Genomic DNA, 21,126 nt, shown 5'->3' on the forward strand with positions numbered 1-21,126 from the left:
TTCACGGCCAGGCCGGAGAAGGCGAGAACGCCGACGCAGACCAGGACCAGCAGGGAGGTGAAGACTGCCTCAAGCACGGGGTGCTCCTCGGAGGATTCGTCGGGGTCCCCCCGGACGGAGCCGGCGGGAGGTACGGGCCGGTCCCCAAGCCTACTGGTCCGGGGCCCGGCCCTCTCTGCGAGGTGGGCGGCAGTCAGCCGAGCAGCTGGTTCTGCAGCACCACGGTCTGGTGGAACGGCACCATCGGGACCCCGCCGCTGCGCCGCGCCACGATCAGCGCCTGCACGTCACCCGCCTGGATGCAGGCCGCCCGGGCGTGCTCGGGCCCGGTGGGGGCGGACTCCTCGTAGACGCCGATCTCGACGTCCGTGTTGCGGGTGACGAAGTTCTGGTCGGACTTCGTCTCCGTCCACGCCAGGTCGAGCTGGAGCTCTTCGGTGCCCGCGAGGGTCATCTGCCGGGCGCAGCCGGTCCAGGCCGCGGCGGCCTGCTCGCCGGGGAAGCGGATCAGGTAGATCCGGGTGCGGGTGCCGTCGGGCATGGTCCAGCCGCGGGCGGCCACGTGCCGGACGCCCTCGTCGACCAGGGACTGCCGGGTCGCCGCCCGTTCGTCGGCGGCGTACTCGGACAGCAACTGCCCGAGCGTGACCTCCTGGGACACGTCGGCACGGCCCTTGTCCGCCTTGGCCCGGGCCAGCCGGCCGGGCTCGGCGCCGGCGGGGGCGGGCAGCAGCAGGCCGCCCAGGTCCGCGTAGTGGACGTTCGCCTCGTTGTCCTCGGCGAAGGGCAGCGGTGCACCGGCCGGTACCGGCGGCTTGACCAGCTCGGGGTACGGCCATCGGCCGTCGGCGAGGGTGCCGAGGCCGGGCAGGTCGGTGCGCTCGCGCTCGCCGATCCCGTACGCGACTCCGCTGCCGGCGGCGCCGAAGACGAGCACGGCGGCGGTCCAGCGCAGCGCCGCGCGCAGGATGCGGCGGTCGCGCGGCGGCTTGGCGGTGGCCACGGGCCCGGCCGGCCCGGCCACGGCTTCGGCCACGGGTTCAGCCACGGGTTCAGCCACGGCCGGCTCGGCCACGTCGGTCGTGTTCTGGTCGCTCACACGGACTCCCCGGGGGACTTCAGGTGGTCGAGCTGGTCCGCCAGCAGGCCGAGCGCGGCCTTGGGGTCGAAGGGCTTGGCCCCGGAGGCCTCGAACGAGACGAGGGTGCCTTCGGTGTACGCCGAGCAGAAGAGCGAGTCCACGCCCTCGCCCTTCTTGCCCTCCGGGCCGTCGGCGGGGACGAGCGCCACCTGCACGCAGGAGGCCTCGGGGTGGCCCTCGACCTTGCGGGTCTTGCCCTCGCCTTCCTTGGCGACGAGCTTCAGCACGCGCTCCGAGAACCGGCTGAACTCCGCCAGCCCCTTGCCCTCCGCGCGGATCACCCGGACCTCGGCCGCGTAGCCGTTGACGTCCAGGTAGCTGCGGCCGGCGGTACCGGTCAGCTTGAGGCGGTCGAGGATGCGGTCGCGCTGCTTGCGCTCGGCGGCGCGCATGCCCTTCCGCTCCTCCTTGATGCGCTCCACGGCCACCGGGCCGGACAGCGCGTACTCGCTGCCGTCCTCCCCCAGGTCGGGACCGGGCCGTACGCCGTACGGCCGGGGCAGCAGCAGCTTGCGCAGCTCGCCCTCCGGGACGGACGGCGGCGTGGGCGCGGCCGTGGGACGGGCCTCGGCGGTCCGCCAATAGCGGGTCTCGGCGGTCCGGTCGGCGCCGTCGAGTGCGATCACGCCCCAGGTGCCGGCGCCGGCGAGGGCGCCGAGGCCGAGGGCGCCCGCGATCAGGGTCTTGTGCTTCACAGACGCTCCAGCTGCTTCTTCGCCAGGTTCCGGACGGTGCTCTCGGAGATCGAGCCGCGGTTGTCCCAGAACCAGATGTCCATCACGACGTCGCCGCGCCGGGCCACGGCCCGGGCCTGCCGGACCGGCAGGTAGCCGGCCTCCTTGTCGGCCTTGGAGTACACCCAGTACGCGCCGTTGGCGACGTCGGCGCCGGGGACGGCCTTGCCGAGGTTGTCGGCGTAGTCGTCCTCGTCCATGTAGGAGGCCTGGTCGTCCTGGAAGTGTTCGGCGCCGTCGCGGTCGCGGAACTGCACGAGCCGCACGGTCACGGTCAGGCGGCCCTTCTCCAGCCACTCGGTCAGCGCGACCCGGCGGATGCCGTCGGCCTGGAGGTCGTCGAACATGCTGCCGGGATAGTCGAAGAAGTCCGTCACGTAGGCCGGTACGCCCATGTCGGCCGGCGCGATGCCGGTCTTGGCCCCGGCGGGCGCCTTGACGAGCAGCTTGGCAAGCGGGCCGTCCGTCGGGTGCCAGCGGTTCGCGTTCACCGAACGGTTCGTGGTCGCGTCGCCCGGCGCGCGCAGCTTCGGATGCGGCAGCTGCTGCTGCGCCAGCGGCGGCAGGGGCGTCGGGGCGCGGTCGTACTGGAGGGCGTAGCCGGTGGCCGTGCCGGCGAGGGTGCCGAGGGCGGCTGCGGCGGCGATCAGGGCGGTGGTGCGGCCCCGGCGCCGCGGCGGACGCAGCGAAGTCGGCTCGACGGGCTCCACCGGATCGTTCGCATCAGGAAACTCATCCGGGAATGTCGGACTTTCCGGTTCCGCACCCACCTCCTCCGATGTGCGCTGGTCAGGCAGGGTCTGATCTGATTGCAAGGGTCCCCCCACAGGACGTTTGAGCTGCGGACTCGGTTCGTCCGCAGCCCCATCAGATCATTAGCACCTGCAAGGTGGCGCACGCACCCCGGTTACGGTTCGGAATCCCGCCCGGGACGTCGCTTTCCGTCCAGTTCGTCCCACCATTCGTCGGACTGCGGATCCCCGGACGGGTCGTCCCACCAGCGGTCGTCGGGGCCCCGGCGGTTCGCGACGATCGCGGCGAACGGGGGTACCGCCATGGCGACCACGCACATGGCCACGGCCGCCTCGACCGACCACAGGCGCACGAAGGCCCAGGCGGACACGAAGAGGACCAGGCATCCGCCCATCAGCAGGAAGTAGGCGCGGCGGCGCCGGGCGTACATACCTCCAGCGTAGGCCCGGCGGCGCGCGCACGGCCCCGGACGGCGCGAAGGGCCGCACCCCGTTCCAGTGGCGTCCAACCCCCTGGGGTGCGGCCCTCCGGCCGGTCAAACAGTGCTGCCCGAGGGGCAGTCTCAGACGGCGATCGCGACGTCCGTCACGCCACCGGTCTCCACGACCACGACCTTGCGGTCCGCGGTGCCGCCGGGCACGAGCGCCCGCAGGGTCCACTCGCCCTCGGCCGCATAGAAGCGGAACTGGCCGGTCGCCGAGGTCGGGACCTCGGCGGTGAACTCGCCGCCGCCGTCCAGCAGTCGCACGTAACCGACGACGGGCTCGCCGTCCTTGGTCACCTGGCCCTGGATCGTGGTCTCACCGGGCTTGATCGTCGAGGCGTCGGGGCCGCCTGCCTGCGCTCCACACATGTCTCTGTCCTGTCCTAGAGAGCGAAGAAGGTGATTACTTGTTGGCGCCGAGCTCGATCGGCACGCCGACCAGGGAGCCGTACTCGGTCCACGAGCCGTCGTAGTTCTTGACGTTCTCCTGGCCGAGCAGCTCGTGCAGGACGAACCAGGTCAGCGCGGAGCGCTCGCCGATGCGGCAGTACGCGATGGTGTCCTGCGCCAGGTCGACCTGCTCGGCCTCGTAGAGCGCGGTCAGCTCTTCGTCGGACTTGAACGTGCCGTCGTCGTTGGCGTTCTTCGACCACGGGATGTTGCGGGCGCTCGGCACGTGGCCGGGGCGCTGCGACTGCTCCTGCGGGAGGTGGGCCGGCGCGAGCAGCTTGCCGCTGAACTCGTCGGGCGACCGGACGTCGACCAGGTTCTTGCTGCCGATCGCGGCGACGACGTCGTCGCGGAAGGCGCGGATCGAGGTGTCCTGGGCCTGGGCCTTGTACGCGGTGGCCGGGCGCTGCGGGACCTCGGAGCCGTCGACCAGGTCGCGGGAGTCGAGCTCCCACTTCTTGCGGCCGCCGTCGAGGAGCTTCACGTCCTGGTGGCCGTAGAGCTTGAAGTACCAGTAGGCGTAGGAGGCGAACCAGTTGTTGTTGCCGCCGTACAGGACGACGGTGTCGTCGTTGCCGATGCCCTTGGCGGACAGGAGCTTCTCGAAGCCCTCCTGGTCCACGAAGTCGCGGCGGACCGGGTCCTGGAGGTCCTTCTTCCAGTCGATCCGTACGGCGTTGCGGATGTGGTTCTTGTCGTACGCGGACGTGTCTTCGTCCACCTCCACGACGACGACGTTGGCGTCGTCCAGGTGGGCCTCGACCCAGTCGGCGTCGACGAGGACGTCGCTGCGGCTCATGGTGTTCTCCTCCGGGGCAGTGTGCGGCGGGGTGGTGCAGATGCTGCGGGTGCTGCGTGGTGCATCGCGTAGCACGGAAGGCGCGCGGCCGTCGTGCGCGGGGAGGCGGCAGGGCGGGGCGGCGGTGCGGTCACGCGGGGAGGGCCGGGAAACGGCCTGATGGGACGGGAGCGGCTGGGCTCACATCGAGCGACACAGCATGGCGGCGACGCGGCACAGGTCTACTGCCCGCCGCTTCGTGAGGTCCGCCTGCTGTCGCTTCATGTCATGGATCGTAGGGACGAATCGGTGGGCCTGTCACCGTTGTGTCATATAGCGAGACAGGATCGTCCGGATTCCGGGATGGAATACTGTTTCCGCCGGCTTTCCCGGGGCTTCCGGTCATCCGGACGGCCCAGTTCATCTGCGGTGCGGACCTCTTCGTCTCACTATGCGGCCAAGGGGTGTCCGGCGCCGCTCCGTCACTTCCCGAGGAGGACGTCCTCGCCCGTCAGGGTGGCCCGTACGCCGTCCGCGCCGGTGGTCACCTTCCCGAGCCGCAGCCCCTCCGGCAGGCCCGCGATCCGGTGGTCGAAGTCCGTTTTGGAGCGCACGAGTTGCTCGATCCCGGGCAGGCCCGCACCGGGCACCTCGGTGGCGTGCACCCGGACCGTGCGGCCGTCGCCGAGCAGCCTGACCGTCGAGATCACGCTCGGGGACAGGCTCCGTCCGAAAACGCCGATGGTGGTGGACACCTTGAGGGTGCCCGGGGTGCCGCCGTACCCGACGGTGACCGCTGTGCCGGCGGCCTTCGACAGGTCCGCGTACGAGATGAACGCCTCGCCGTCCGCGCGGGCCGCCCGGCCCGCCGACCAGCTGCCGTCGAGCCGTACGTCGTGGAAGCGGGCGTCGATCCGGGTGATCCGCACCTGCCGGCCCGAGCTGCCGCTCGACCGGACCCCGGCCAGCGTGGCGTCCACCCGGTCGAGCCGGTCCGACAGCGCCTGGGTGAGGAACGGGAAGCCGGTGATCTCCACCTCGGTCTCCCCGGCCCGGGCCCCGTGTTCGAGCCGGACCGCCGCCTCGATGCGGCCCTCGGCCCGGGCGGCTGCGAACCGGTCCGCCCCGACGAGCAGCGCCGCGAGGACCACCCCCACGATCCCGACGATCAGCAATACGCGCTTGGAGCGCAGTGGACGCACGGCTTCCCCCCTGGTGCCTGGGCGTTGTCTGGATACGGGTACGGGCCCGCCCCGGCCTGGTCTGCCGGGGGCGGGCCCGTACGGTCAGCCGACGACGCGGCCGATGATCGCGACGGCCGGCGCGGCGGCGGCCAGCGGCAGCGCGACCCCGGCGGTCATGTGGACGAACTTCGACGGGTAGTCGTACGCCGCCGTCCGCAGGCCGACGAGCGCACACGCCCCGGCCACGAGCCCCAGCAGCGCCCCGCCCGTGCCGAGGTCCGTGAAGCCGCCCGCGACGATCCCGGCGCCGGCGGCCGCGCCCAGCGAGGCGACGAGCGACGGGACCGGCGGCAGCGGCAGCGCGCGCACCACGGCCGCCACGGCCACCGCGGCCGCGCCGACCGTCACGGCCTCGTGCCCGGCGGCCAGGTAGCCGGTGCAGATGATCGCGAGCGCCGCCGAGGCCACGCTCGCCATCAGGCCGTAGACCCGCTCGTCGGGGTCGGCCTGGCTGCGCAGCTGGAGCACGAGGGTGAGGACCACCCACGCGCCGAGGGTGCCCACCAGGGCGCCGCCGGAGTGCTCCTCGGCCACGGCGAGCACGGCCACGTCCGCGACCAGCGCGCCGGCGAAGGCCACCGCGATCCCCTGGCGGGCGGGCCACATGCCGTTGAGCCGGAACCAGCCGGCCGCGGTCAGCGCCTGCAGCAGCACCAGCGGGACCAGCAGCGCGTAGTCCCCGACCGGGGCCGCGACCGCGAGCAGCAGCCCGAGCGCGGCGGTGAGCAGCGCGGACTGCGGGCCGGGGTCGATGATCGGCGACCGGCCCTCGGCCCGCGCCTGCCGCGGGTCGCGCACCCGGGTGCTGCCGCCGAGCGTGGGCGGCGAGTACGCGGGGCCGCCGTCGCCGGCGAGGTCCGGAGCGGCATCCGCAGCGGCCGCCACGGCGGCTTCCGGCACCGGGAGCGGCTCGGGCTGCTCGTACGCGTACGCCTCCGGCCCGGCAGGAGCGGGGACGGGCGCGGGCGCGGGGTCCGCGGAAAGCTGCCGGTACAGCTCGGCGCCTTCGCCCGCGTGACCGGCCTGGCCCGAGTAGTCGGAGTAACCCGAGTAGTCGGAGTAACCCGTGTGGCCCGTCTGACCCGTGTGGCCCGTGTGGCCGGAGTGCCCCGTGTAATCGGAGTGACCCGTGTGACCCGCCTGACCCGGCCAGTCGGGCTGACCGTGCTGACCCGGCTGCGCCGGCTGCCCGGCCTCCGGCCACACCGGGCCGCCCTGCGGCTGCCCCCCGTACGACCAGTCCTGCGCCGCGGCCGGCGCCGCGGGCCGGTCCCAGCCCGTGCCCTGCGCGGGGACGCCACCGGCCTGCGGCCACGCCTGCTCGGGCGAAGGCTCGGGCACGGGTGACGGCGCCGGGGGCTGCACCGGCTGGTACGAGGTGTCCCAGGTGTCCGTCGACCACGTCTGGGTCGTGTACGGATCGGGTTCGAGCGGGTTCGGCTCGTGCGTGTCGTCGTTGCTCATCGGAGTGCGCTCACCCGCCCGCGAACGGCGGGAGGACCTCGACGGTGCCGCCCTCGGTCAGGCGTACGGCGTCGTGGCTGCGCTTGCCGACCGGGTCGCTGTCGACGAGGAAGGAGCAGCGCCTCAGCACCGCGGACAGCTCGCCGGGGTGGCGCTCGCGCACCGCGTCGAGGGCCTCGGCCAGTGTCTCGGCCGAGTACGGCTCCTCCGCCGTCCCGGCCGCGGCTTTGGCCGCCGCCCAGTAGCGGATGGTTCCCGCTGCCACAGCAGCTCCTTTCGTCCCGCTCGTCCCGTCCGACGGGCGTGCGCAGGCTTCCATGATGACGCCTGCGGCCCCCCGGACGGTTCAGCGGTCCCCCCGCCGCACGTGACCGAGCCGACAGAAAGACCTTGCGTTCGGCCCGCACCGGCGGAGGCGGGTGGGCTATTCTGCTGGGCAGAGGATCCGGGCAAAGCAGCCCCCGGGTCCTTTTGTGCTTTCAGCACGTTGAACACAGAGCGAACAGTGTCAAGCACGCGGGCCCCAGGGCGCGGGGCCCGCACACCGTACGAAGCAGTGCCGCAACGTCCTCGACGGGACCGAGGAGGAACCGACGTGATGGGCCAGCGAACCGTGTACGACGAACATCCGACCGTGGCAGGTGGTCTGCGATGAGCTCTCTGCTCCTCCTGACCAATGCCCTCCAGCCGTCGACCGAGGTGCTCCCCGCCCTCGGCCTGCTGCTGCACAACGTCCGGGTGGCACCTGCCGAGGGCCCCGCCCTGGTGGACACCCCGGGGGCCGACGTCATCCTCGTCGACGGCCGCCGGGACCTCCCCCAGGTCCGCTCCCTCTGCCAGCTGCTGCGCTCCACCGGGCCCGGCTGCCCCCTCATCCTGGTCGTCACGGAGGGCGGGCTCGCCGCGGTCACCGCCGACTGGGGCATCGACGACGTGCTCCTCGACACCGCGGGTCCCGCCGAGGTCGAGGCCCGGCTGCGGCTGGCCACCGGCCGCCGCCAGATCGGCTCCGACGACTCCCCCATGGAGATCCGCAACGGCGACCTGTCGGTCGACGAGGCCACCTACTCCGCGAAGCTGAAGGGCCGGGTCCTGGACCTCACCTTCAAGGAGTTCGAGCTGCTGAAGTACCTCGCCCAGCACCCGGGCCGGGTCTTCACCCGCGCCCAGCTGCTCCAGGAGGTCTGGGGCTACGACTACTTCGGCGGCACCCGCACGGTCGACGTGCACGTCCGGCGGCTGCGGGCCAAGCTCGGCCCCGAGCACGAGTCGCTGATCGGCACCGTCCGCAACGTCGGCTACCGCTTCGTCACCCCCGAGAAGGTCGAGCGGGCCGCCGAGGAGGCCCGTACCAAGGCCGTCACCGAGGCCGCCGAGGCCATCACCCGTACGGAGGACAAGCCGGTGATCGTCCGATCCACAGGACGCCCTGCCCAGAGGTAGGTCACCCCGCGTAGACTCTCGCGTGTGGCCAAGGTGACGCGTGACGACGTGGCACGACTCGCGGGTACCTCTACCGCCGTCGTGAGCTACGTCATCAACAACGGACCCCGGCCGGTCGCCCCGGCCACCCGCGAGCGCGTTCTCGGCGCCATCAAGGAGCTGGGCTACCGGCCCGATCGTGTTGCCCAGGCCATGGCCTCGCGGCGCACGGACCTCATAGGCATGATCGTGCCGGACGCCCGCCAGCCGTTCTTCGCGGAGATGGCGCACGCGGTCGAGCAGGCCGCCGCCGAGCGCGGGAAGATGGTGCTCGTCGGCAACTCCGACTACCGGACCGAGCGCGAGGTGCACTACCTGCGGGCCTTCCTCGGCATGCGGGTCTCCGGCCTGATCCTGGTCAGCCAGGGCATGAGCGAGCAGGCCGCCAGCGAGATCGAGGCCTGGGACGCCCGGGTCGTGCTGCTGCACGAGCGGCCCGAGGCCATCGACGACGTCGCCGTCGTCACCGACGACATCGGCGGCGCCCAGCTCGCCACCCGGCACCTGCTGGAGCACGGCCACGAGTACGTCGCCTGCATCGGCGGCATCGAGAACACCCCGTCCGTCGGCGACCCGGTCGCCGACCACGTCGAGGGCTGGCGCCGGGCCATGCTGGAATCCGGCCGCTCCGTCGAGGGCCGCCTGATCGAGGCCCCGTACAACCGGTACGACGCCTACCGGGTCGCCCTGGAGGTCCTGGCCTCCCCGGACCGCCCCACGGCGATCTTCTGCGCCACCGACGACCAGGCCATCGGCGTGCTGCGGGCCGCCCGCGAGCTGCGCATCGACGTGCCGGGCGAGCTGGCCGTGGCCGGCTTCGACGACGTGAAGGAAGCGGCGCTCACCGACCCGCCGCTGACCACCATCGCCTCCGACCGGCCGGCGATGGCGCGGGCCGCGGTGGACCTGGTCCTCGACGACGGCCTGCGGGTCGCCGGCTCGCGCCGCGAGCGGCTCAAGCAGTTCCCGTCGGCGCTGGTGATCCGGCGCTCCTGCGGCTGCAACCCCGGCTGACCGACCCCCTGCGCGGCACCCCGTACGCCCCGCCCGCGGTGGCCCTTTATATCGGGCATACGCGGTTCTGTCGGGCTTCTCAGCGGGGACTCAGGAACCTCTCATGTACGGCGGCCAGAGTCATAGCCATGACCGACAGCCACCGCCGCGAAGGCGACCCGCAGCAGAACCAGCCGTTCCCCCCGGCTCAGCCGGCTCAGCAGCAGGACCCCTGGGGCGAGCAGTGGCAGCGCAGCCGGGACCGCCTGGCCCACGACACCCTCGCCGGCTCCGGTGACGGCGGCTACCCGCCGCCGCCCGCCTACCCGCCGGCGCCCGGCTGGTTCGAAGCGCACCGGCCGCAGGTCATCCAGGGCGAGACCGTGCCCGCCACGGTCACGGCCGACGGCGGCCACGGCGGCCACGGCGGCCAGGTTGGTCAGGGCGGCCGGCACGGCGGCCGGCCCGCCCGCGCCAGGCGCCCCGTCGCCCTGCTGGCCGCGGTGGCCATCACCGCGGCCGTGATCGGCGGTGCGACGGCGGCCGGCGTGGAGCGGTGGTTCGGCGGCACGGACGGCAGCGGCGGCCCCGGCTTCGCCGGCAGCAACGTCTCGCAGTCCTCCAACGGGACGGTGTCCGGCGTGGCCGAGCAGGTCAGCCCGTCCGTTGTCCGCATCGACGTCAAGAAGTCCGGCGGCCAGTCCGTCGGCTCCGGCATCGTGATCACCGCCGACGGGGAGGTCGTCACCAACAACCACGTCGTGGACGGCGCCGACGAGGTGCAGGTGACCATGAGCAACGGCAAGAAGTACACCGCCAAGGTCGTCGGCACCGACCCCGGCAAGGACCTCGCCCTCATCAAGCTGAACGGCGCCTCCGGCCTCAAGCCCGCCAAGCTCGGCAATTCCGACGGGGTGAAGGTCGGCGACCAGGTCGTCGCCATCGGCTCCCCCGACGGCCTCACCGGCACCGTCACCAGCGGCATCGTCTCCGCTCTCGACCGCAAGGTCACCGTCCCCAAGTCGGAGAACCGGCAGCGGAGCGGGCAGCAGGACGACCCGTACGGCGGCGGCTGGCCGTTCTCCTTCGGCGGCCGGCAGTTCAACGGGGACACCGGCTCCGACACCACCTCGTACCAGGCCATCCAGACCGACGCCCCCGTCAACCCCGGCAACTCCGGCGGCGCGCTCATCAACATGAACGGCGAGATCGTGGGCATGCCGTCCGCGATCTACTCCCCCTCGAACGGCTCGGGCCCCGCCGGCAGCGTGGGCCTCGGCTTCGCCATCCCGGTCAACACCGTCAAGGCCGACCTGGACCACCTCCGCAGCGGCGGTGACGGCGGCACCGGCTCCGGCTCGGACTCCGACTCCGACAGCGGCTCCGGCAGCGTCTTCGGCACCGGCTACTGACCGACCCGTACGGGGCCGGGCCCGTGCGAGGCTGAGAGCGACCACCCGGACCCGGACCGAGGAAGAGAACACCGCCGATGACAGCCCCCGAAGGCGACCAGCAGCGCATCCTCATCGTCGACGACGAGCCCGCCGTCCGCGAGGCGCTGCGGCGCAGCCTCGCCTTCGAGGGCTACACCGCCGAGACCGCGGTCGACGGCCTCGACGCGCTCGACAAGGCGGCCGCGCACACCCCCGACCTGATCGTGCTGGACATCCAGATGCCCCGCATGGACGGGCTGACCGCGGCCCGCCGGCTGCGCGCCGGCGGGTCGCAGACGCCGATCCTGATGCTGACCGCCCGCGACACCGTCGGCGACCGGGTCACCGGCCTCGACGCCGGCGCGGACGACTACCTGGTCAAGCCCTTCGAGCTGGACGAGCTGTTCGCCCGGATCCGGGCCCTGCTGCGGCGCAGCCGGTACGCGGCGCCCGCCGCTGCCGGGGCCGCGCAGGAGGACGTACTCGCCTTCGGGGACCTGCGGATGGACCTCGCGACCCGCGAAGTGACCCGCGGCGGACGGCCGGTGGAGCTGACCCGCACCGAGTTCACGCTGCTGGAGATGTTCCTCGCGCACCCCCGGCAGGTCCTGACCCGCGAGCAGATCCTGAAGACCGTGTGGGGCTTCGACTTCGAGCCCAGCTCCAACTCCCTGGACGTGTACGTGATGTACCTGCGCCGCAAGACCGAGTCGAACGGCGAGCCGCGGCTCGTGCACACCGTCCGCGGCGTGGGCTACGTGCTGCGGCCCGCCGAGGGCGGCGGCGAGTGAGGCTCCTCAGACGCTTCCGCACCCTGCCGCTGCGCTCCCGGCTGGCGATGCTGGTCGCGGCGGCGGTCGCGGTCGCAGTCGCCGCCGTGGCCGCGGTCTGCTGGTTCATGGTCCGCACCCAGCTGCGCGACCAGCTCGACGCCTCGCTGCTGGCCACCAACCCCAGCGGCCAGGTCGCGCAGGCCCTGCGGGAGGGCTGCGTGCCGCCGCCGCGGATCCCCGACGCGCAGATCGCGGGCGAGCTGAACGCGACCGTGCAGATCGTCACCGCCGAGGGCCGGCACTGCTGGGTGAGCGGCAAGACCACGCTGCCCGTCACCGAGGTCGACCGGCAGGTCGCCGCCGGGCAGCGGAGCAACACCCTGCACGACGTGACCACCACCGACGGCGTCGCCATGCGCGTCTACACGCTGGCGGCGCGCACCGCCCCCGACGCCCAGCTGTTCGCGGTGTCCGTCGCCAAGCCGCTCGCCGACATCGACAAGCCGCTGTCCACCCTGGCCTGGGTGCTGCTGCTGGTCGCCGGCATCGGAGTGGTCGGCGCCGGGGCGGCCGGCCTGTGGGTGGCACGGACCGGGCTGCGGCCGGTGGACGAACTGACCGGAGCCGTCGAGCACATCGCCCGGACCGAGGACCTCACCGTACGGATCCCCGACGAGGGCGAGGACGAGATCGCCCGGCTGTCGCGCTCGTTCAACCAGATGACGGCCGCGCTGGCCACCGCCCGGGACCGGCAGGCCCAGCTGATCGCCGACGCCGGGCACGAGCTGCGCACCCCGCTCACCTCCCTGCGCACCAACATCGAGCTGCTGGCCCGCAGCGAGGAGACCGGGCGGGCCATCCCGGCCGACGACCGCCGCGAGCTGCTGGCATCGGTGAAGGCGCAGATGACCGAGCTGGCCTCGCTGATCGGCGACCTCCAGGAGCTGTCGCGGCCGGACGCGGCGGGCCCCGGCCCGCTCCAGGTGGTCGCGTTCCACGACATCGCCGGGAGCGCGCTGTCGCGGGCCCGGCTGCGCGGACCCGAGCTGCGGATCAACGCGGTGCTGGACCCCTGGTACGTCCGCGCCGAGCCGGCCGCGCTGGAGCGGGCGGTGGTCAACGTGCTGGACAACGCGGTGAAGTTCAGCCCGCCGGGCGGCACCGTCGAGGTGTTCCTGCACGACGGCGAGCTGACCGTCCGCGACCACGGGCCGGGCATCCCGCCCGAGGACCTGCCGCACGTCTTCGACCGGTTCTGGCGCTCGCCGTCGGCCCGGGCGCTGCCGGGCAGCGGGCTGGGACTGTCGATCGTGGCCCGTACGGTCACCCACGCGGGCGGCACGGCGGAGCTGCGGCCGGCGGACCCGGGGCCGGGCACGGAGGCTGTGCTGCGGCTGCCGGGGGCGCCGGTGCCGCCGCCGGAGATGCCGTAGGGCCCGTACCGCGGGCCCGTCCGGTCAGAACGGGTTGTGGGCGATCAGCGCCTCGATGAGGCCGCCGCGGGTGTTCGGGAAGTCCATCGGGACCACCCCGAGCCCCGTGCGGCCGGCCATCTCGCCGCCGTTGACGAACGAGTGGACCTGCGGGTTGAGCCGGTCGGAGTTCCAGCGCGGCGGCATGTACGCGGAGGTGCTGGTGTAGTTCACGAAGAGCCGGCCGGGCTGCTGGACCGCCTTGCGGAAGTGGTTCTCGATCCTGGTGCGCTTGGCGAACGGCTCGGCGTTCCAGTCGTCCTGGATGTCGAAGTACGTGCCGTCGCCGTAGCGCAGGCCGGGCAGGCCTCCGTTGTCGCCGAGCAGGACCACCTTGCCGCGGGCCTCCCCGAGGGTGGGCAGGCCGGCGCCGATGCGGAACAGCGGGCGCCAGCCGCGGTTGTCGAGGTAGTCGTCGAAGACCGCCCGGAAGGTGGCGTCGCTCTCGCCGGAGTACTCCTGCTTGACCCGCATCAGCACGGTCTCGCCGGGGTGCGCGGCGAGGAAGTTCCAGCAGGCCACGAGGACGTCGCCGAACATCAGGTGCTGGAAAAACGAGCCGTGGTGGATGGCGAACGAGCCGCCCGTCACCCGGCAGCGCACGTCCAGGAACCGGATGCCGGCGTTCAGCTGGTCCGCGATGCCGATGTTCTGGCAGGCCACGTACAGGCCGCCGTGCAGCGCCCCGGAGTCGTGGGTGCCGGGGACGGTGAGCCGGGTCAGCGCGGTGGCCGCGGGCAGCGCGCCCATCCAGTCCCGCACGCCGGGCGCGGCGGCCGCCCGGCCCGCCCCGAGCCCGACCGCGGCGGCGGCAGCGGCCGCTCCCGCCAGAAACGTACGCCGATCCAGCCCCACGGCACCCATGGCATTCCCCTCGTCCGCCCTACCGGTCGGTAGGGAGTATGACGAGTACACGTCAGAACTGGAACCCTCGTGACGGGCCGGTCCGGACGGCCGGGAAAGGACCGGGAGATGCCGGGAGACACCGGGAGACGCCGGGAGACGCCGGGACACACCGGGAGCCCGGAAACGCCGGAGGGGCGATGGGCCCGCCGGCCCACCGCCCCTCCGTCACTGCTGTGCGCTTACTTGACGACCGTGATCCGGTCCGTCGCCGGCGGGGCCAGCGGGCTCGTCTCCGAGGAGTGAGCGGCCAGGTAGGCGTTGAACACGTCCAGGTCGGAGGCGCCGACCAGCTTGTTCTTGTGCTCCTTCAGGACGGTGAAACCGTCGCCGCCGCCCGCGAGGAACTCGTTCATCGCGACGCGGTAGGTGCGCGCCGGGTCGATCGGCTGGCCGTTGAGCCGCACCGAGTCCACGACGATCCGGTCCGCGCCGGCCTTGGTCGTGTCGAGGGTGTAGGTGAAGCCCTTCGACACCTGGAGGATCTTCGGGTTCAGGCCGTTGACCGGGCCGCTGACCTGCTGCTGCAGCGCGGTGACCAGCTGGGCGCCGGTGAGGTCCACGACGTTCATCATGTTGGTGAACGGCTGGACGGTGAAGGACTCGCCGTAGGTCACGATGCCGTCGACGGCCTCGTCACCCGACTTGGCGTACGCCAGGTCCGCGCGGATGCCGCCCGGGTTCATGATGGCCAGCTCGGCCCCGCCCTTGGCGGCCGGGGACAGCGCCTCCAGCTGGGCGTCCGCGATGACGTTGCCCAGCGGCTTCTCGTACGCCGTGGAGCCGCGGCCCGCGATGTCGGCGGAGATGAAGCCCTGCGGACGGCCGGCGATCGGCTTGGCCAGCGTGTTCCAGCGGCCGATCAGCTCCGACATGTCCGCGGCCTTCTCCTGGTCGCGGCCCACGATGCGGTTGACGGCCTTCGGGAACTTTGCCGCGGTGCGGACGATGTCCTTGGTGGCGCGGTCGTAGGTGAGCGTGGTCTCGGTGAAGAGACGGCCCAGCGAGGCGGCCGAGGTGACCGTGCGCGGGTTGCCGGACGGGTCCGGGATGTTGCAGCTGTACGCCTGGTGCGTGTGGCCCGTGACCAGCGCGTCGATCTTCGGGTCGAGGCCCTTGGCGATGTCGACGATGGCACCCGAGATGCCGGCGCCGGCGCCCGGGACGTCGCAGTCGTAGTTGTACGCGCCGCTGGCGGGCAGGCCGCCCTCGTGGATCAGGGCGACGATCGACTTCACGCCCTGCTTGTTCAGCTCGGCGGCGTACTTGTTGATCGTCTGGACCTCGTCGCCGAACTTCAGGCCCTTGACGCCCGCGGCGGTCACGACGTCCGGAGTGCCCTCCAGGGTCACGCCGATGAAGCCGATCTTGACGCCGTCCTTCTTCCACACCCAGTACGGCTTCATCAGCGGACGCTTGGTCTTCTCGACCTCGACGTTCGCCGCGAGGTACGGGAACTTCGCGCCCTCGAAGATCTTGTCGCCCTCGAAGCAGCCCTCGACCGGGTGGCAGCCGCCGTACTGCATGCGCAGCAGCTCCTGGCGGCCCTCGTCGAACTCGTGGTTGCCCACGCTCGACACGTCGAGGTTCAGCTTGTTCAGCGCCTCGATGCTCGGCTCGTCGTGGAACAGACCGGACAGCATCGGGCTGCCGCCGATCATGTCGCCGGCGGCCGCGGTCACCGAGTACGGGTGGCCCTCGCGCGCCTTGCGGAGGCTGGTGGCCAGGTACTCGACGCCACCGGCCGGTATCGCCTTGGTCGTGCCGTCGGCCTGGCGCTCGGTCACATTTCCGGACGAACCCTGCGGGGGCTCCAGCGTCCCGTGGAAGTCGTTGACCGACAGCAGCTGGACGTCGACCAGCCGGTCCGAGCCCGGAGCGGCGGCCGGAGCGGCGGCCCCGGCCGGGAGGGCGGCGGCCACAAGAGCACCCGCACCTGCCGTCACGGCGAGAGCGGCGAAGGTCAACCGCCGGTTTCGGCGGTGCCGTTGTGGTGTCGCTGACATCAGTTCCCCTTTGCGGACAGCGATACGACTGGGAGGTTCATGCGATCAATTGCGGAAAATCGCCTGCGCAGCCTACGGTCAACGCGCGTAGCGGGAACAGGGGGTACCTGGTTACGAGGTGGTTGCGGCTGGGTGCGGGCCCCACAGCCGTAGGCTCGTCGTATGACTGACGCAGCAGCGGCCCTGGAGCCCGGACGGCAGATCCAGCAGTTCGACGAACTGACCCGCGAGCAGGCCGAGGCGGTCCTCGCCCTCATCGAGGAGGCCGCCCGCACCGACGGCACGACCTCGGTCTCCGAGCAGGGACGGCTGCGGCTGAGCGGCGGCCGGCGCGAGGGGATCGCCCACTTCCTCCTCAGCGAACGCGGCCGCCTCGCCGGCTACGCCCAGCTGGAGGACACCGACCCCGTCGAGGCGCCCGCCGCCGAGTTGGTAGTCCACCCCGCGATGCGCGGCCGAGGCCACGGCCGGGCCCTCGGCACCACCCTGCTGGCCGCTTCCGGCAAACGCCTGCGGGTCTGGGCACACGGGGGCAAATCGGCCGCCCGCCACCTGGCCCAGGTCCTCGGCCTCACCCTGTTCCGCGAACTCCGCCAGCTGCGCCGCCCCTTGGCCGACGGACCCGCCCTCCCGGAACCGGCACTGCCCGCCGGCGTGACCGTACGCACCTTCGTGCCCGGCGCCGACGACGCGGCCTGGCTCGCCGCCAACGCCGCCGCCTTCGCCCACCACCCCGAACAGGGCGCCCTCACCCAGCGGGACCTCGACGACCGCAAGGCCCAGGCCTGGTTCGACCCGAAGGGCTTCTTCCTCGCCGAGCGCGACGGCCGGCTCGTCGGCTTCCACTGGACGAAGGTGCACGCCGAGCAGAACCTCGGCGAGGTGTACGTCGTCGGCGTACTGCCCGACGCCCAGGGCGGCGGCCTCGGCAAGGCCCTCACCGCCATCGGCCTGCGCCACCTCGCCGAGTCCGGACTGCCCACCGCGATGCTCTACGTGGACGCCGACAACCCGGCCGCGCTCTCCGTCTACGAGGGCCTCGGCTTCGTCACCCACGAGGTCGACCTCATGTACCGCACGGAGTCCTGACCTGCCGGAGAGCCCCGGCCCGCGGCCCCAGGACACGAGATGATCACGCCTTGGGCCGGGCGCTCCCAGGAAGCCACACGCCATTAACCGGGCATTCAGACACGCTTGCCACGCTCCCGGCATGGAGCTCGCCGCCGATCCCACCCTCCGCACAGGCCCATGGCCGACGGCCGCACATTCCGACGCGCCTGTACTCCCGCGTGCGCGGAAGAATGGAGACATGAGCCAGCAGAGCAGCGCCGAGGTCCCCGTCCAGCACACACAGCCCTCCGTCGGTTCCATAGCCGCGCACCGGCCGCACTCCGCGACCGGCAGCCTGACCGGCCTCGACCACGGCCTCGACCGGGGCCTCGACCACGGCCTCGACGCCGATCTCGACGCGTACGAGGAGGACGGATCGAACGGCGAGCTGCCCAGCGGCCGCTTCCTCGACCGCGAGCGCAGCTGGCTCGCCTTCAACGAGCGCGTCCTCGAACTCGCCGAGGACCCCACCACCCCACTCCTCGAACGGGCTAACTTCCTCGCGATTTTCGCGAGCAACCTCGACGAGTTCTTCATGGTCCGGGTGGCCGGCCTCAAGCGCCGCATCGCGACCGGCGTCGCCACCCGCTCCGCCTCCGGCCTCCAGCCCCGCGAGGTGCTCGACCAGATCTGGACCCGCTCCCGCGAGCTCATGGCCCGGCACGCCGCCTGCTACCAGCACGACGTCTCCCCGGCCCTCGCCGAAGAGGGCATCGAACTGATCCGCTGGCCGGAGCTGACGGAGAAGGAACAGGCCCGCCTGTTCACCCTGTTCCGCAACCGGATCTTCCCGGTGCTCACCCCGCTGGCCGTCGACCCCGCGCACCCCTTCCCGTACATCTCCGGCCTCTCGCTCAACCTGGCCGTCGTCGTGCGCAACCCGGTCAGCGGCCACCGGCACTTCGCCCGCGTCAAGGTCCCGCCGCTGCTCGACCGCTTCCTGGAGGCCTCGCCCGAGCGGTACGTGCCCCTCGAAGACGTCATCGCCGCCCACCTCGAAGAGCTGTTCCCCGGCATGGAGGTGCTGGCCCACCACACCTTCCGGGTCACCCGCAACGAGGACCTGGAGGTCGAGGAGGACGACGCCGAGAACCTCCTCCAGGCCCTGGAGAAGGAACTCATGCGGCGCCGCTTCGGCCCGCCGGTCCGCCTGGAGGTCGAGGAGTCCATCGACCCCGGCGTCCTCGACCTGCTCGTGCAGGAGCTCAACATCTCCGGCGCCGAGGTCTACCCGCTGCCCGGACCGCTCGACCTCACCGGACTCTTCGGCATCGCCGGCCTCGACCGGCCCGAGCTGAAGTACCCGAAGTTCGTCGCCGGCACCCACCGCGACCTCGCCGAGGTCGAGTCCGCCTCCGCGCCCGACATCTTCGCCGCCCTGCGCGAGCGCGACGTCCTGCTGCACCACCCGTACGACAGCTTCTCCACCTCCGTCCAGGCCTTCCTGGAGCAGGCGGCCGCCGACCCGGACGTCCTCGCCATCAAACAGACGCTGTACCGCACCTCCGGCGACTCGCCCATCGTCGACGCCCTCATCGACGCCGCCGAATCCGGCAAGCAGGTCCTCGTACTCGTCGAGATCAAGGCCCGCTTCGACGAGCAGGCCAACATCAAGTGGGCGCGCAAGCTGGAAGAGGCCGGCTGCCACGTCGTCTACGGCCTCGTCGGCCTCAAGACCCACTGCAAGCTGTCGCTCGTGGTCCGCCAGGAGGGCGAGACCCTGCGCCGCTACTCGCACGTCGGCACCGGCAACTACCACCCCAAGACCGCCCGGCTGTACGAGGACCTCGGCCTGCTCACCGCCGACCCGCAGGTCGGCGCCGACCTGTCCGACCTCTTCAACCGGCTCTCGGGCTACAGCCGCCGCGAGACCTACCGCCGCCTGCTGGTCGCCCCGAAGTCCCTGCGCGACGGCCTGATCTCCCGGATCAACAAGGAAGCCGCCCACCACCGGGCCGGCCGCCCCGCCTACGTCCGCATCAAGGTCAACTCGATCGTCGACGAAGCCCTCATCGACGCGCTCTACCGGGCCTCCCAGGCAGGCGTGCCCGTCGACATCTGGGTGCGCGGCATCTGCGCCATCCGCCCCGGCGTCGCCGGCCTCTCGGAGAACATCCGGGTCCGCTCCGTCCTCGGCCGGTTCCTGGAACACTCCCGGCTCTTCGCCTTCGGCAACGGCGGCGAGCCCGAGATCTGGCTCGGCAGCGCCGACATGATGCACCGCAACCTCGACCGCCGCATCGAGGCCCTCGTCCGGGTCACCGACCCCGCCCACCGCGCCGCGCTCGACCGGCTGCTGGAGACCGGCATGTCCGACGCCGGCTCCTCCTGGCACCTCGGCCCGGACGGCGAATGGACCCGGCACAGCACCGACGCGGAAGGCCAGCCGCTGCGGCACGTACAGGAGATGCTCATAGACGCCCGGAGGCGCCGGCGTGGCTCTGCCAAACCCTGACCCCTGTGCCGGTGACGTCCTGGGCGCGTACCTGCGCGCCCAGGCCACCGCTTTCCTCCGCGGCCTGCGGCTGCACGAGGAGAGCGGTGCGGACGCCGCGGAGAGCACCGAGGCGGCCCGCGTCCTGCGCGGCGCCGCCCGCCGCATCCGCAGCTCCCTCGTCACCTTCCGCCCGGTCACCGAAACCGCCTGGGCGGACGGCCTGCGCACCGAGCTGGCCTGGCTCTCGGCCACCCTGTCCGACGAGCACGCGTACGCCGCCCGGCTGAACCGGCTGCTGGATGCCCTGCACCGGCTCTCCGGCGCACCCGGCGTGCCCGCACCCCGCGGCGCCGCCCGCTCGGCGCTCACCGTCGGCTCGGCCCGGGCCGCGGCCCTGCTCGACCGCCAGCTCAGCCTGGCCCGGACCCGTGCCCACTCCGCCACCCTCCAGGCGCTCGGCTCGGCCCGCTTCCACGCGGTCGCCGACGCCGTGGCCGTGCTCGCCTCCGAGGTGCCGCTGGACCGGATCGCGGCCGCCGGCCGCACCGACGACGTGCTCGTCCCGCTCGCCGCCCAGGCCGCCGACCGGCTGGCCGAGGCCGCCGGCGCCCTGCCCCTGGTCCGGGCCGCCCACCCGTACAACGCCGAGGCGCTGGTCGACGACGAACAGCAGGACGCGCCCTGGCACCGGGTCCGCTCCCTGCTGCACGTCCACCGCTACGCCCAGGAGGCGCTGGCCGCGGACGTCACCCGGCTGACCGCCGCCGGCGAGGCCCTCGACCGGCACCGGGACGCGGCCGAAGCCGCCGCCGCCTCGGCCGCCGCCGCCCGCACCCCGCGGATCGCGCCCGCCACCGCGTACGCCCTGGGCGTGCTCCACGCCGACCAGCGGCACGAGGTGGAGGCCGCCCGGTACGCCTTCCAGCGGATCTGGCAGCGCGCCGGCGAACCCACCGGCGCGGGCGCCGGCACCACCGCGGCCGCCGGGGCCGGCGCGTGAGCGACGTGGTCGCGGCCGGGGCCGTGCTGTGGCGCCGCTCCCCCGGGACCGGCGCCCTGGAGGTCTGCCTGGTGCACCGCCCCCGCTACGACGACTGGTCGCACCCCAAGGGCAAGCTGAAGAAGTCCGAGACCCCGGCCGCCGCCGCGGTCCGCGAGGTGCGGGAGGAGACCGGTCAGCGCTGCACCCTCGGCGCCGCCCTGACCACCGCCCGCTACCTCGCCGGCGGCCTGCAGAAGACCGTCCACTACTGGGCCGCCGAGGCCCGCGGCGGCACCTTCACCCCCGACCACGAGATCGACGAGGTCCGCTGGCTGCCCCCGGCGGCCGCCGACGCCCTCCTCACCCGTCCGGGGGACCGCCGCACCCTGGCCGAGGCCCTGCGCACCCTGGGCTGACCGGCCCCTGCGCCCGGCACGCCCGTACGCCGTCACCCCCTGCACCCGGCACGCCGTACGCCGTCACCCCC

Annotated in this window: 21 protein-coding genes; 9 read left to right on the plus strand and 12 right to left on the minus strand. The window is 72.8% G+C overall.

What is annotated here, in order from left to right:
- Window positions 1-193 precede the first annotated feature (193 nt).
- The 10 genes from LG634_RS15325 to LG634_RS15365 form a co-directional block, all read right to left on the minus strand.
- Window positions 194-1,099 (minus strand): hypothetical protein, encoded by a 906-nt coding sequence (locus LG634_RS15325; protein ID WP_226734341.1) that lies wholly within the window; start codon window positions 1,097-1,099, stop codon window positions 194-196.
- On the minus strand, window positions 1,096-1,836 hold the full coding sequence (locus LG634_RS15330) for a hypothetical protein (RefSeq protein ID WP_226734342.1): 741 nt from the start codon (window positions 1,834-1,836) through the stop codon (window positions 1,096-1,098). The genes LG634_RS15325 and LG634_RS15330 overlap by 4 nt, the downstream gene beginning before the upstream one ends.
- A complete protein-coding gene (locus LG634_RS15335; protein ID WP_226734343.1) occupies window positions 1,833-2,585 on the minus strand; it encodes a hypothetical protein in 753 nt (250 codons plus the stop codon). The genes LG634_RS15330 and LG634_RS15335 overlap by 4 nt, the downstream gene beginning before the upstream one ends.
- Before the next feature lie 197 nt (window positions 2,586-2,782).
- The gene (locus LG634_RS15340; RefSeq protein WP_226734344.1) at window positions 2,783-3,058 is read right to left on the minus strand and encodes a DUF3099 domain-containing protein; all 276 of its coding nucleotides are present in this window, start codon (window positions 3,056-3,058) and stop codon (window positions 2,783-2,785) included.
- Between the two features lie 132 nt (window positions 3,059-3,190).
- Window positions 3,191-3,481, minus strand: coding sequence for a DUF1416 domain-containing protein (locus LG634_RS15345; protein WP_226734345.1), 291 nt, complete (start codon window positions 3,479-3,481; stop codon window positions 3,191-3,193).
- 34 nt (window positions 3,482-3,515) lie between these two features.
- Window positions 3,516-4,361: a sulfurtransferase gene (locus LG634_RS15350; protein WP_226734346.1), complete on the minus strand. Its 846-nt coding sequence runs from the start codon at window positions 4,359-4,361 to the stop codon at window positions 3,516-3,518.
- A 180-nt stretch (window positions 4,362-4,541) separates the two neighbouring features.
- Window positions 4,542-4,625 (minus strand): putative leader peptide, encoded by an 84-nt coding sequence (locus tag LG634_RS38455; RefSeq protein WP_372482430.1) that lies wholly within the window; start codon window positions 4,623-4,625, stop codon window positions 4,542-4,544.
- Window positions 4,626-4,822: 197 nt separating this feature from the next.
- Window positions 4,823-5,542, minus strand: coding sequence for an LmeA family phospholipid-binding protein (locus tag LG634_RS15355; protein ID WP_226734347.1), 720 nt, complete (start codon window positions 5,540-5,542; stop codon window positions 4,823-4,825).
- Window positions 5,543-5,626: 84 nt separating this feature from the next.
- Window positions 5,627-7,048, minus strand: coding sequence for a hypothetical protein (locus LG634_RS15360; protein WP_226734348.1), 1,422 nt, complete (start codon window positions 7,046-7,048; stop codon window positions 5,627-5,629).
- 10 nt (window positions 7,049-7,058) lie between these two features.
- Complete coding sequence (locus tag LG634_RS15365) at window positions 7,059-7,313, minus strand: MoaD/ThiS family protein (RefSeq protein WP_226734349.1); 255 nt, start codon at window positions 7,311-7,313, stop codon at window positions 7,059-7,061.
- A 386-nt stretch (window positions 7,314-7,699) separates the two neighbouring features.
- Here LG634_RS15365 and LG634_RS15370 point away from each other — a divergent pair, with 386 nt between their 5' ends.
- The 5 genes from LG634_RS15370 (at window position 7,700) to LG634_RS15390 (ending at window position 13,162) form a co-directional block, all read left to right on the plus strand.
- Entirely contained in the window at window positions 7,700-8,491 is a 792-nt protein-coding gene (locus tag LG634_RS15370) for a winged helix-turn-helix domain-containing protein (RefSeq protein ID WP_226734350.1), read from the plus strand.
- A 24-nt stretch (window positions 8,492-8,515) separates the two neighbouring features.
- Window positions 8,516-9,544: a LacI family DNA-binding transcriptional regulator gene (locus LG634_RS15375; RefSeq protein ID WP_226734351.1), complete on the plus strand. Its 1,029-nt coding sequence runs from the start codon at window positions 8,516-8,518 to the stop codon at window positions 9,542-9,544.
- Window positions 9,545-9,672: 128 nt separating this feature from the next.
- On the plus strand, window positions 9,673-10,935 hold the full coding sequence (locus LG634_RS15380) for a S1C family serine protease (RefSeq protein ID WP_226734352.1): 1,263 nt from the start codon (window positions 9,673-9,675) through the stop codon (window positions 10,933-10,935).
- Window positions 10,936-11,012: 77 nt separating this feature from the next.
- On the plus strand, window positions 11,013-11,747 hold the full coding sequence (locus tag LG634_RS15385; RefSeq protein ID WP_226734353.1) for a response regulator transcription factor: 735 nt from the start codon (window positions 11,013-11,015) through the stop codon (window positions 11,745-11,747).
- A 47-nt stretch (window positions 11,748-11,794) separates the two neighbouring features.
- On the plus strand, window positions 11,795-13,162 hold the full coding sequence (locus LG634_RS15390; protein WP_226734389.1) for a sensor histidine kinase: 1,368 nt from the start codon (window positions 11,795-11,797) through the stop codon (window positions 13,160-13,162).
- 24 nt (window positions 13,163-13,186) lie between these two features.
- Here LG634_RS15390 and LG634_RS15395 read toward each other — a convergent pair whose 3' ends face one another.
- On the minus strand, window positions 13,187-14,050 hold the full coding sequence (locus LG634_RS15395) for a phosphatidylinositol-specific phospholipase C (RefSeq protein ID WP_226734390.1): 864 nt from the start codon (window positions 14,048-14,050) through the stop codon (window positions 13,187-13,189).
- A gap of 236 nt (window positions 14,051-14,286) precedes the next feature.
- The gene (locus tag LG634_RS15400; protein ID WP_226734354.1) at window positions 14,287-16,110 is read right to left on the minus strand and encodes a bifunctional metallophosphatase/5'-nucleotidase; all 1,824 of its coding nucleotides are present in this window, start codon (window positions 16,108-16,110) and stop codon (window positions 14,287-14,289) included.
- A gap of 162 nt (window positions 16,111-16,272) precedes the next feature.
- Between LG634_RS15400 and mshD the strand changes: the two genes are divergently transcribed.
- The 4 genes from mshD to LG634_RS15420 all read left to right on the plus strand — a co-directional run bounded on the left by mshD (window position 16,273) and on the right by LG634_RS15420 (window position 21,055).
- Window positions 16,273-17,199 (plus strand): mycothiol synthase, encoded by a 927-nt coding sequence (gene mshD / locus LG634_RS15405; RefSeq protein WP_226734355.1) that lies wholly within the window; start codon window positions 16,273-16,275, stop codon window positions 17,197-17,199.
- Between the two features lie 220 nt (window positions 17,200-17,419).
- Entirely contained in the window at window positions 17,420-19,675 is a 2,256-nt protein-coding gene (locus tag LG634_RS15410; RefSeq protein WP_226734356.1) for an RNA degradosome polyphosphate kinase, read from the plus strand.
- Window positions 19,656-20,657 (plus strand): CHAD domain-containing protein, encoded by a 1,002-nt coding sequence (locus LG634_RS15415; protein WP_226734357.1) that lies wholly within the window; start codon window positions 19,656-19,658, stop codon window positions 20,655-20,657. The genes LG634_RS15410 and LG634_RS15415 overlap by 20 nt, the downstream gene beginning before the upstream one ends.
- Window positions 20,654-21,055 carry an NUDIX hydrolase gene (locus tag LG634_RS15420; protein WP_226734358.1) on the plus strand — a complete coding sequence of 134 codons (402 nt, stop codon included), beginning with the start codon at window positions 20,654-20,656 and terminating at the stop codon, window positions 21,053-21,055. The genes LG634_RS15415 and LG634_RS15420 overlap by 4 nt, the downstream gene beginning before the upstream one ends.
- Window positions 21,056-21,126 lie beyond the last annotated feature (71 nt).

Origin of the sequence: Streptomyces bambusae (assembly GCF_020532645.1) — a bacterium.
In the GTDB taxonomy this organism is placed as follows: domain Bacteria; phylum Actinomycetota; class Actinomycetes; order Streptomycetales; family Streptomycetaceae; genus Streptomyces; species Streptomyces bambusae.